Source organism: Mediterranea sp. An20, assembly GCF_002160055.1.
Taxonomy (GTDB): domain Bacteria; phylum Bacteroidota; class Bacteroidia; order Bacteroidales; family Bacteroidaceae; genus Bacteroides; species Bacteroides avicola.
In genome coordinates, this window is sequence record NZ_NFJV01000049.1 from 1 (window position 1) to 9665 (window position 9665).

Consider the following 9665-nt stretch of genomic DNA (forward strand, 5'->3'; position numbering starts at 1 on the left):
CTGTACATGACCGTCACCGCCATCGCCGGTTTCGGCAAGGGGAACGGGGCAATGGAGATACGGCACATCGAGAAATTGGACCTGCCTGTGCAGGAGAATATGAACCTATATAATAATGTATATGGAAAAGGAACAGAAGAAGAATGAACAGAAAGAGAAGAAGCCGCTGACCGAACAGCAGCGGCAGCAACGCAAGAAGATGCTGGTCTATCCGCTGATGGGACTGCTGTTCCTGGGCTGCATGTGGCTCATCTTCGCACCGTCCTCCGAGGACAAGGAGAAGGCAAAGCAGGGTCAGGGATTCAACACGGACATGCCCCTGCCCGAAGATTCGAAAATCATCGGTGACAAGGCGAAAGCCTACGAGCAGTTGCAGTTGGAGAACCGGCAGAAAGAACGCCGGGGCATGGTGGGCGACCTGTCCTCGTTCTGGCACGACGGCGCGGAAAAGCCGGACACGGCGGCTGCATCGGACGACTACCGCCTGACACAGACGGAACCGTCCGAAAATGAGCGTGCCGATAAGCAACAGGCGGGCATACGCACCTCCGCTGCCGCCTACGAGCGGCTGAACACTTCGCTGGGCACGTTCTACGAGCCGCCGAAGGAGGACCGGGAAAAGGAGGAGCTTCGGGAACGCATCGACGAACTGGAAGCCATGCTGATGGCGCAGGAGGGCAAGCCGTCCTCAATGGAGGAACAGGTCGCGCTCTTGGAAAAGTCCTACGAACTGGCGGCAAGATACCAGAACGGGAAGGGCAATGCCGGGCAGACCGCACAGCCCGAAGGGACGGAAACATCCGCCAAGTCTGACGAAAGGAGCATGAAGGCTGAACCGGTAAGCGGGGTGCGTCCGGCAGTGGTATCCGCCTTGCCGCAGCCCATGACGGACTCGGCTTTCATCGCGGACTACGCGGGTGAACGGAACTACGGCTTCCACACCGCCATCGGCACGGCGGAAGCGCCGGAAAAGAACACCATCGCCGCCTGCGTGCAGGGCGACCAGACCCTCACGGACGGGCAGACGGTGAAGCTCCGGCTGCTGGAGCCGATGCGCGTGTCGGGGCGCGTCATCCCCCGGAACACGCTCCTTGTGGGCGCGGCACGGTTGCAGGGCGAAAGGCTCGGCATCGGCATCATCTCGCTGGAACACGGGGGAAACATCATCCCGGTGGAATTGGAGGTGTACGACAGCGACGGACAGGCGGGCATCTTCATCCCCGGCTCGATGGAGATAGACGCGGCAAAGGAAATCGGGGCGAACATGGGCAGCTCGCTCGGCAGCAGCATCAACATATCGACCGACGCGGGGGCGCAGCTCGCCTCCGACTTGGGGCGAGGGGCGATACAGGGCATCTCGCAGTACATCTCGAAAAGGATGCGCACGGTCAAGGTACATCTGAAGTCAGGGTACAGGGTATTGCTCTACCAAAAAAAGGAATGAACAGTCCAAAAACATAAAGGCGAAAAAAGAAAAATAATCAACAAACTAATTTTTATTTACCACTAAATCCAACGTAAAATGAGTATCAAGAAAGTAATGACAATGTTTGCCCTGCTGATGGGCATCGCCTGTGCGAGCTACGCGCAGGGAGTGACGAACGACAGCACCGCCAAGGAGGACGGTCTGGAACTGGTGAAGGACGTCTATCCGCAGACGGAAGAGGACGGCGACCTGTACCACGGTCTGACGAAGAAGCTGATGTTCGACCGCATGATACCGCCGCACGGTCTGGAAGTCACGTATGACAAGACCGTCCACATCCTGTTTCCGGCGGCGGTGCGCTACGTGGACTTGGGTTCGCCCAACCTGATAGCGGGCAAGGCGGACGGTGCGGAGAACGTCATCCGTGTGAAGGCGACGGTCAAGAATTTCCGCAACGAGACGAACATGAGCGTCATCACGGAGGACGGGTCATTTTACACATTTAATGTGAAATACGCCGATGAGCCGCTTATCCTGAACGTGGAAATGAAGGACTTTATCCACGACGGCAGCACGGTGAACCGACCGAACAACGCGCAGGAAATCTACCTGAAGGAACTGGGCAGCGAAAGCCCGATGCTGGTACACCTCATCATGAAGTCGCTGCACAAGGAGGACAAGCGCAAGGTGAAGCACATCGGCTGCAAGCGTTTCGGCATCCAGTACCTACTGAAAGGGATTTATGTCCACAATGACCTGCTGTATTTCTACACGGAGATAAAGAACCAAAGCAATGTGCCGTTTGACGTGGACTACATCACGTTCAAGATTGTGGACAAGAAGGTGGCGAAGCGTACCGCCATGCAGGAACAGGTGCTGTTCCCGCTCCGCGCCTACAACTACGCCGTCCGTGTAGCCGGGAAACAGTCCGAACGCACGGTGTTCTGCCTTCCGAAGTTCACCATCCCCGACGGCAAACAGCTCGTGGTGGAGATGAACGAGAAGGACGGCGGACGCCACCAGACGTTTACCGTGGAGAACGAGGACTTGGTACAGGCTGAAACCATCAACGAGCTGCGTGTGCGATGAAAGCGAGAGTCCTTTTCCTTGTAACGCTTCTGTCCGTCCTTTTCATGGGACGGGCGGAAGCCCAGCGGTGCCTGCCGAAGATGCGGGGCATCGAACTGAAAGCCGGGCTGAACGGGGCGGACGGCTATGTGCTGGGAGCCACGCTGTCAAGCTACGCGAAAGGCGGGAACAAGTGGGTGTACGGGGTGGAATATCTGCAAACCAACCATGATTATAGGAGTACGACCATCCCTGCGGCGCAGTTCACGGCGGAGGGCGGTTTCTACTACAACTTCCTGTCGGACGCGAAAAAGGTGGTGTTCCTCTATGCGGGCGCGTCAGCCCTTGCCGGGTACGAAACGGTGAACTGGGGCGAAAAGACGCTGTACGACGGGGCAAGGCTGAACAACGGGGATGCCTTTGTCTATGGCTGCGCCGCCACGCTGGACATGGAGGTGTACCTCGCGGACTTCATCGCGCTGACGGCTTCGCTCAGGGAGCGTTTCCTTTGGGGCGGCAGCATGGACGTGTGCCATACGGAGTACGGGATAGGCGTGAAATTCATCATTAACTGACGGATGCCTATGGACATAGAAGCGATGAAACGGTTTCCCATAGAGGACTTCCTTGCACGGCTGGGGCATCACCCGGTGCAAAGGCGTGCCAATGCAATTTGGTACAGGTCGCCTTACCGGGAGGAGAAGACGCCTTCTTTCAAGGTGAACCCGGAGAAAAACCTCTGGTTTGACTTCGGCGAAGGCAAGGGCGGCAACATCTTCGCCCTTGCCGGGGAGTTCATCAAGACGGGCGACTTCCTCACGCAAGCGAGGTATGTGGCGGAAGTGGCGGGTATGCCGGCACAGGACTATGGACCGCAAAAAGCCGTTGATACGCACCGTTCCAACGGGCACAGCTTCGAGGATGTAGAGGTGCTGCCTTTACAGAACTGGGCGCTGCTCCATTACCTGCAAGAGAGGGGCATACCGTCCGCCGTCGCCATTGCGAACTGCAAGGAGATGCGCTACACCACGCACGGCAAGCGGTATTTCGCCGTGGCTTTCGGTAACGAAGGCGGCGGCTACGAGATACGCAACCCGTTCTTCAAGGGCTGCGTGCCGCCGAAGGACGTGACCCTGCTGTCGGTCGGCTCGGATGCCTGCAACGTGTATGAGGGTTTTATGGACTACCTTTCCGCCCGTGCGCTGGGCATCGGCGGCAGGGAGGACCACCTCGTGCTCAATTCGGTGTCCAATGTGGCGAGGGCGTACAGGCATCTGGACGGCTACGGAAGGGTGCAATGCTATCTTGACAACGACGAAGCCGGGTGGCGGACATTGGAAACCCTGCGCACACGCTACGGCGAAAGGGTGTCGGACTGCTCCGGCATATACAACGGATGCAAGGACCTGAACGAGTACCTGCAAAGCCGCCTGAAACAAAACGAGAAAAATAACAGGAACATCAGACTTAAAATGTAATGATTATGAACATGAATAAATTGAACAACAGACAAAAAGTGAGAAGAAACATAGTGAGAACCTTTGCTGCCCTCTGTGTGGGTATGCTCTCCATTGGCTTCACCGCCTGCGACGACAAATTGGACGTGACGCAAGCCTACCCGTTTACGGTGGAGACCATGCCCGTGCCGAAGGAACTGGCGCAGGGCGAGACGGCGGAGATACGCTGCGAGCTGGTACGTGAGGGCGAGTTTGACGGGGCGGTCTATACCATCCGCTATTTCCAGTACGACGGGGAAGGCACGTTGAAGCTGGACAACGGCCTGGTTTTCCGACCCAACGACCGCTACCTGTTGGAGAATGAAAAGTTCCGCCTGTACTACACTTCGGAGTGCGACGAATCGCAGAGCCTGACCATCACGGTGGAGGATAATTTCGGCAATGCCTTCGAGTGGGAAGTCGAGTTCAACAACGACACGGATGAGGACGTGGCAGTATCGGACACCTTGAACGTCAGCCGATGATGCGCATGGCGTTGCTCCTGCTGCTGGCGGCTGCCCTCTGTGGCAGTCTGCCGGCACAGAATATGGAGGAAACAGCACGGCTGCTGGCTCTGTTCAACAGCCACCCGAAAGCGGACATAGCCGTCGAGCTGATAAAGAAATACGAGGGGCTTCATGATCGTTCGGATTTCCCTTACTATGGTTACGGGCATAAAAGGTTGCCAAAGGAAAAGCTGTCCTACGACATGACGGAGGAAGAAGCCGAAGCCCTGCTCCGCAAGGACTTGGCGGTGCGTTACAGGCTGTTCCGCAACTATAAGAAGGACGCCTTGCTCCTGACCGTCCTAAGCTACAATGTCGGTCAAGGGGTACTGCTCGGTCATGGCAGGTACCCGAAAAGCAGACTCATCCGCAAGCTGGAAGCCGGAAACAGGGACATTTATCGTGAATACGTCGCCTACTGCCGGTACAAGGGCAAGCCCGTCCGCTCGATAGAGCGGCGGCGCAAAATGGAGTTCCTGCTGCTGTATGAGCCGTGAGGCTATGGTTGGCTGTACAACAAACAAAATCCGATGGTGCCTTTTGTGGCTTCATCGGATTTTTCCATATTATCGAAGATGGAAAGTAACGGTTTCTTTGCTACTTTCTTATCCGCCTGTCCTGCTCATGAAAGAAAGTAGCGGGCGGCAATTCCTGCCACCCGCCAAAGGGTCATCCTGCCATTATACGCTTCTGTATGCGTTCAAGGGTACGCTCGGCAATGGGGCGTGTGTCCTTTGTCCAAAGGTCATAGTCATGCACGGATATTCCCACGCTCCGCAGGTCACGGATATAGCCGGACACATAGTCTCCCGAAGGGAGGTAAACGAACTGCATCCATGCGTCCTTGCCGTCTGTCAGTATAAAATAGTATTTCATGATGCCTTCTCTTTTAATGGTGTTGGAAGTGTGGGCGGTGGTATCCACCGCCACGCACTCAAAATTCTCTCATATCAGCGATAGTCGTACAGTGTGTGAGCCATTCCTTTACGCAGGGCATGTTGTATTCGGAAGTGATGACTGCCGTATGCTCGTTTATTTGCGTAAACCTCGTACTTTCATAGTCCTCCACCCATCCTTTGAGGGTGTCAGTTCCCCATGCGTCCGCATCGGCAAACATTCTGTCCAACACACAAATGGGGTCGCTGTATGTCACAATCAGCGTGTCATAGCCTGCTGTCATAGCCTGTCCTCCTTCGTTTTAATCCATTCGTCACGTAACCGCCTGCACTCGTCCAGCGTGGGCTTCACGCAGGAGAACAACTCTCCGTCCGTATGGCGGTAGTCGTATTGCACGAAAGTGCGCCTTTTCCTGCCGATACTCATTTGGAAACTCTCGTATTTCTCCGTTCCTGCCGCTTGGCAGGTGCTTACTCCGTTAATGGTCATTCTCGTTGTCATAGCCTTATCAATTAAAATTCAACAATCAGTAGTCTGTTCTCCAAACATTGGTCGGGGTCGGATGCCTTCTTCTGCGTCACCCATAAATGGTGTGCGCCATACCCAAAGGCGAAAAGGACATTGAAAAGTTCCTTTCGGGCGAACACCTCCATTACACCCCTTACATCCTGCTCGTTCTTTGTCAGCACAAGCGTGTTCAACAGTTCAAGGAACATTTTGGGCAGTTCCTCGTGCCATCCGAAAACCATATTTTCTATTTTCACTTCCATATCATTAACTATTAGTTTGTTATACGATTATGCCACCTGCTTCATCCGCTGCCGTATCTGCTCGGCATTGTCCTCCACCAACTTGATGATGCGGTCGTGGTATTCGGTGTTGGAGTTGCATACGCCACGGCTCTGCACCACTTTCAACGTCTGTAAGTCCACCTCCACCGTTTCGATGCGCTCTCCGTCAATCCGTGCGGACAGTATCAGAGAGTTTTCATCATTGTAATAAGCATTGGTATAGACGCAATGGTGCATGGCTTTCCCTTCCTCGTAAAACTCGTCCACGCTTTGCAATACCTTTACAATGATAAGTCCGTCCGTCAGTATAAGGTTGAGGAAAGCGGCTTTCTTTCGGATATACTCGTCTTTCTCTTTCGTCATATCCTCCAAACGCTTCCGCTCACGCTCCAACCGCTCGGCTTCCCATATCATGCGCCGCCGTTCCCGTTCACGCTCCAATTGGGCTTGCCGTTTCTCCATATATCTGTCGTGAGCCGCCTTGAGGTCGGTCGGGCAAATGAAATGAGGGTTGCGCAAGTCTTTTCCCAATTTCTCCAACAGATATAGAAGGTCGCACCATAATGAAATGTCGGTTATGGCATATTTGTTCCGCATAGCTATCTTGTACGAGTGCCAACATCTGTCAAGTGCTTGCGGCTTGGAGAGGAAATAGCGCAAATGCTCGATGTTGCCCGACTTCATCAGGGTTTCCGCACGGCTGTCCGAAAGCAATGCAGGGATGAGTTTGGTCGGCACAATGCCATAAAAGTCACCCTTAAAACCGTTTCTGCGTAACGTGTCCGTCACCTTGAATTTAGGGTATATCGGAGAATGGGCGATGTGGTCGTATGCGATGTTGTCCTGCCGGATAGCCATAGGAGAGGCAAAAGAGAAAAGGTCAAGATACCTGCCCCAAATCCGCTGTTTGCCGACAACCGCCATGCGTCCTTCCTTGTTCCACCAGTACTGACCGATTTCAAGTACATAAGGGTCAGCCTTGCAGCCTTTCTCCATCTCCACGAAAAGGAGGTACATACGCAGCACTTGGTATTCCCCACACGTGGTAAGAACGGTGAAGTATTGTTTCTGCTGCACTTTGCGGACATAACTTGTTACCACTTCCAGCCTTGCCCCACATTCGGGGCAAGTGTAGTATTTTGTCTGTTTGTCCATAATCCAGCTATGACCGCAGTCCATGCAGGTGGTGCGTCCTTTGGGCAAACGGTGGGCGTAATGGTCAATGCACTCACGGAAAGCCCAATTCATCTGTGCTTTGGTTATGGGGCGGAGTTTCTTGCTCTGTGCAAGTACCGTTTTCTCGAATTTGTTTCTCGGTTTCATAGGTTCAGAATAATGAGAGTTCAACTTGTTGTACATTTGTCTTTTGGCTCGCCTTAGCCTTGCCTCGGTTCTGCAACTTGCGCAGTTCCTCGGCTTGGTATTGGCGGATGGCTTGCTGCCGTGCTTCCGCCTTTTCCTCGTCAGTCAGTTCTACCGTATGGTTCACGACTACTTGGCATTGCAGTGGCTTGCCCACTTCAATGTCGTCCTCGTCATAGTAGTGGACGGCTTGGGAATAGATTTCACCGTCCGTAAAGCCGTTGTAACCGCTTTTCTGTACCCAATTGAGGATATAGGTCACGCAATCCTCTATGTTCTTGTTAGGCTTGTTGTAATTTGCTGCAAACAGCTTGTCCTCGGCTGCACGTTGTTCCAAATAGGCTTGGATTGTACGCTTGAAATGGTCTGTTGTCTTGTTCATATCGTCAGATTTTAGATGTTGTCATTCGTGTAAAGTATGTCGCAGTCCTCCACTTCGGCTGGAAGTCCGAAAAGGGGATAACGTGAGAAATAGGGCTGTGTGTTGCCTTCTTCGTCCGTAAGGGGTGAGACAACCTGCACGTTCCACTTGCTCTGCCACTCGTCAATCATGCGGATTTCCTCGTCCGTCAGTCCCGTCATGTCACCGTTGATGATGTACCCCAAACTCCATGTGGGTATCTTTTCCGTTGTCCTGTTCATAAGGCTGTCAGTTGAAAAGTGTTCCGTCTGATAAGAATTCATATCCGTTGGCTTCGCAGTCATGCTCGAAGGCTTCCTCATCGATGCAATCCTCAACGTCCCTGCTGCAAAAGCGGAAGAAACTGCCGATGCACTCGTCCATAAGGTCATGCAGGTTCGTATGCTTGTCGGGTGCTTTCAGAAAGTCGTATATGGGCTTCAGGATGTCCATGTCAGCACAATAGCCTGTCAGCACGCAATCCTCGGTTACGGATATGCGGCTTCTGCGTTGTTTGTTGAAGTCCTTTCCGTGCCAATAGGTCTTGGGCTTGAAAAGGCTGTGCCAATAGTTGTTCACGATGAATTTCAATAACCGCACACCGCAAAGTTCTTCCTCTTCCTCGCTGTAATTGGAGGTGAAACGGTAGTAACACGTGCAGCCGTCATATCTCCAATCATATACACGTATGTTGAATATGCCTTCAAAGGCTTTCAGCGTTGCCATGTTCTCGCTCTGCCACGGATATTCATACCCTGCCAACCATCGGTTGTAAGCATTTTCCTTTGCCGTGAATGAAAGCTCGTCCACCTTATAAACATTGTATGTCCTTGTTTCCGTTCTCATAATCTTCTGTCTTAAAGGGTCGTCAAATGGTTTCTTTCAAAATCTCTCTCCAATAGACTGGCTCTACCTCGCTTAAAAGAAAGTCTATGAAATCCTTTCTTGCATCCTTGCACAACTCCTTGTACATTTCTCGGAATGTGCTGAAATTGCCGTTGATGTACGTTTCCACCATATACTCAAAGATGTTGTCCACCTCGTAAAACCTGCATTGCTGCGCTGCCGTCTTGCTGTTTCTTTTTGCCATATCCTTATGAATTAAAGGGTTAATAACCAAATGAATGTCCAAATAATTGTCACTATTGAAAGTAGTGCGGTGAGGATGCCGAACATGAAGTTCAACACGCCCAATAGGATTTCCCCTGCGATGCCTACCGCCAAACCTCCTGCGCAAAGGGTAATGCCCCATGCCGCTCTCGCTACTGCGGACAATACTTTCCGCAAAGCCTTTCCGATGTCGTTCAATGTCATTCTCATATCTTCCAATTTTTAAGTTGTTTTTATTTGTCTTACTCGGATGGGGAGGTCGGGTCGAGTCCTTTTTCTTTTCGCCTCTCCGTATGTCCGATGTTTCCTTGTGACGTCTTCCGACCGCGCATCGGTCGTTTTCGTTTCGGGGGCCATGCAAAGGTTAGGGAGTAGGTTCAGCAAATTTTTTCGACAGAATACTACCTGAGCTTGCGAAGTGTGGAGATTGTGGCTAAAAAATTTGTGTTCCTAATCCCGTCTTTACCTTTGCCCCTGCAACGAAAATGACCCACTGATGCCGTCTGGAATGGCGGCATGGGAATATCGGCATACTTGCTGGAGAGGCGGGAAGGAAAAGGGGAAGCATAGAGGATGGCGCAATGCGCCACGGGGAAGTTCAAAGGGCGG

Annotated in this window: 17 protein-coding genes; 7 read left to right on the forward strand and 10 right to left on the reverse strand. The window is 52.8% G+C overall.

The window, feature by feature from the left end; genetic code table 11:
* From B5F34_RS18000 to B5F34_RS16680, 7 genes are all read left to right on the forward strand, one after another.
* Positions 1-147 (forward strand): TraL conjugative transposon family protein (locus tag B5F34_RS18000; protein ID WP_343224321.1); only part of this gene is annotated, 147 nt, incomplete at its 5' end.
* Positions 116-1444, forward strand: coding sequence for a conjugative transposon protein TraM (gene traM, locus B5F34_RS16655; RefSeq protein ID WP_204245634.1), 1329 nt, complete (start codon positions 116-118; stop codon positions 1442-1444). The genes B5F34_RS18000 and traM, both read left to right, overlap by 32 nt.
* 84 nt (positions 1445-1528) lie before the next feature.
* Complete coding sequence (gene traN, locus B5F34_RS16660; RefSeq protein ID WP_087248064.1) at positions 1529-2515, forward strand: conjugative transposon protein TraN; 987 nt, start codon at positions 1529-1531, stop codon at positions 2513-2515.
* The gene (locus tag B5F34_RS16665; RefSeq protein ID WP_087340896.1) at positions 2512-3069 is read left to right on the forward strand and encodes a conjugal transfer protein TraO; all 558 of its coding nucleotides are present in this window, start codon (positions 2512-2514) and stop codon (positions 3067-3069) included. The genes traN and B5F34_RS16665 overlap by 4 nt, the downstream gene beginning before the upstream one ends.
* Positions 3070-3072: 3 nt before the next feature.
* Positions 3073-3972 (forward strand): toprim domain-containing protein, encoded by a 900-nt coding sequence (locus B5F34_RS16670; RefSeq protein WP_087340897.1) that lies wholly within the window; start codon positions 3073-3075, stop codon positions 3970-3972.
* A 5-nt stretch (positions 3973-3977) separates the two neighbouring features.
* On the forward strand, positions 3978-4475 hold the full coding sequence (locus tag B5F34_RS16675) for a DUF3872 domain-containing protein (RefSeq protein WP_087248068.1): 498 nt from the start codon (positions 3978-3980) through the stop codon (positions 4473-4475).
* A complete protein-coding gene (locus B5F34_RS16680) occupies positions 4472-4993 on the forward strand; it encodes a lysozyme (protein WP_087247982.1) in 522 nt (173 codons plus the stop codon). Before B5F34_RS16675 ends, B5F34_RS16680 begins: the two co-directional genes overlap by 4 nt.
* A 172-nt stretch (positions 4994-5165) precedes the next feature.
* Here the strand turns inward: B5F34_RS16680 and B5F34_RS16685 are convergent, their stop codons facing one another.
* Genes B5F34_RS16685 through B5F34_RS16730 form a run of 10 tightly spaced genes read right to left on the reverse strand, consistent with a single transcriptional unit; the run spans position 5166 to position 9266 of the window.
* Complete coding sequence (locus B5F34_RS16685; protein WP_072543936.1) at positions 5166-5372, reverse strand: hypothetical protein; 207 nt, start codon at positions 5370-5372, stop codon at positions 5166-5168.
* A 58-nt stretch (positions 5373-5430) separates the two neighbouring features.
* Positions 5431-5676, reverse strand: a complete 246-nt coding sequence (locus B5F34_RS16690) for a hypothetical protein (RefSeq protein WP_087247984.1) — start codon at positions 5674-5676, stop codon at positions 5431-5433.
* Positions 5673-5894 (reverse strand): DUF3873 domain-containing protein, encoded by a 222-nt coding sequence (locus B5F34_RS16695; protein ID WP_087247986.1) that lies wholly within the window; start codon positions 5892-5894, stop codon positions 5673-5675. Before B5F34_RS16695 ends, B5F34_RS16690 begins: the two co-directional genes overlap by 4 nt.
* Before the next feature lie 11 nt (positions 5895-5905).
* Positions 5906-6163, reverse strand: coding sequence for a hypothetical protein (locus B5F34_RS16700; protein WP_087247988.1), 258 nt, complete (start codon positions 6161-6163; stop codon positions 5906-5908).
* 27 nt (positions 6164-6190) lie between these two features.
* Entirely contained in the window at positions 6191-7507 is a 1317-nt protein-coding gene (locus tag B5F34_RS16705) for a PcfJ domain-containing protein (protein ID WP_087248070.1), read from the reverse strand.
* A gap of 4 nt (positions 7508-7511) precedes the next feature.
* Positions 7512-7928 carry a PcfK-like family protein gene (locus tag B5F34_RS16710; RefSeq protein ID WP_087247990.1) on the reverse strand — a complete coding sequence of 139 codons (417 nt, stop codon included), beginning with the start codon at positions 7926-7928 and terminating at the stop codon, positions 7512-7514.
* A gap of 11 nt (positions 7929-7939) precedes the next feature.
* The gene (locus B5F34_RS16715) at positions 7940-8188 is read right to left on the reverse strand and encodes a hypothetical protein (RefSeq protein WP_087247992.1); all 249 of its coding nucleotides are present in this window, start codon (positions 8186-8188) and stop codon (positions 7940-7942) included.
* A gap of 7 nt (positions 8189-8195) precedes the next feature.
* Positions 8196-8792, reverse strand: coding sequence for a hypothetical protein (locus B5F34_RS16720; protein WP_087247994.1), 597 nt, complete (start codon positions 8790-8792; stop codon positions 8196-8198).
* Positions 8793-8814: 22 nt separating this feature from the next.
* Complete coding sequence (locus B5F34_RS16725; protein ID WP_087247996.1) at positions 8815-9036, reverse strand: hypothetical protein; 222 nt, start codon at positions 9034-9036, stop codon at positions 8815-8817.
* Positions 9037-9047: 11 nt separating this feature from the next.
* The gene (locus B5F34_RS16730; protein ID WP_021963139.1) at positions 9048-9266 is read right to left on the reverse strand and encodes a hypothetical protein; all 219 of its coding nucleotides are present in this window, start codon (positions 9264-9266) and stop codon (positions 9048-9050) included.
* Positions 9267-9665: the final 399 nt, after the last annotated feature.

What these genes read in the sequence shown, in the direction of transcription:
- traM (WP_204245634.1), top strand. Translation starts at nt 116, where the DNA reads ATGTATATGGAAAAGGAACAGAAGAAGAATGAACAGAAAGAGAAGAAG.
- B5F34_RS16665 (WP_087340896.1), top strand. Translation starts at nt 2,512, where the DNA reads ATGAAAGCGAGAGTCCTTTTCCTTGTAACGCTTCTGTCCGTCCTTTTC.
- B5F34_RS16670 (WP_087340897.1), top strand. Translation starts at nt 3,073, where the DNA reads ATGCCTATGGACATAGAAGCGATGAAACGGTTTCCCATAGAGGACTTC.
- B5F34_RS16675 (WP_087248068.1), top strand. Translation starts at nt 3,978, where the DNA reads ATGAACATGAATAAATTGAACAACAGACAAAAAGTGAGAAGAAACATA.
- B5F34_RS16680 (WP_087247982.1), top strand. Translation starts at nt 4,472, where the DNA reads ATGATGCGCATGGCGTTGCTCCTGCTGCTGGCGGCTGCCCTCTGTGGC.
- B5F34_RS16685 (WP_072543936.1), bottom strand. Translation starts at nt 5,372, where the DNA reads ATGAAATACTATTTTATACTGACAGACGGCAAGGACGCATGGATGCAG.
- B5F34_RS16690 (WP_087247984.1), bottom strand. Translation starts at nt 5,676, where the DNA reads ATGACAGCAGGCTATGACACGCTGATTGTGACATACAGCGACCCCATT.
- B5F34_RS16695 (WP_087247986.1), bottom strand. Translation starts at nt 5,894, where the DNA reads ATGACAACGAGAATGACCATTAACGGAGTAAGCACCTGCCAAGCGGCA.
- B5F34_RS16700 (WP_087247988.1), bottom strand. Translation starts at nt 6,163, where the DNA reads ATGGAAGTGAAAATAGAAAATATGGTTTTCGGATGGCACGAGGAACTG.
- B5F34_RS16705 (WP_087248070.1), bottom strand. Translation starts at nt 7,507, where the DNA reads ATGAAACCGAGAAACAAATTCGAGAAAACGGTACTTGCACAGAGCAAG.
- B5F34_RS16710 (WP_087247990.1), bottom strand. Translation starts at nt 7,928, where the DNA reads ATGAACAAGACAACAGACCATTTCAAGCGTACAATCCAAGCCTATTTG.
- B5F34_RS16715 (WP_087247992.1), bottom strand. Translation starts at nt 8,188, where the DNA reads ATGAACAGGACAACGGAAAAGATACCCACATGGAGTTTGGGGTACATC.
- B5F34_RS16720 (WP_087247994.1), bottom strand. Translation starts at nt 8,792, where the DNA reads ATGAGAACGGAAACAAGGACATACAATGTTTATAAGGTGGACGAGCTT.
- B5F34_RS16725 (WP_087247996.1), bottom strand. Translation starts at nt 9,036, where the DNA reads ATGGCAAAAAGAAACAGCAAGACGGCAGCGCAGCAATGCAGGTTTTAC.
- B5F34_RS16730 (WP_021963139.1), bottom strand. Translation starts at nt 9,266, where the DNA reads ATGAGAATGACATTGAACGACATCGGAAAGGCTTTGCGGAAAGTATTG.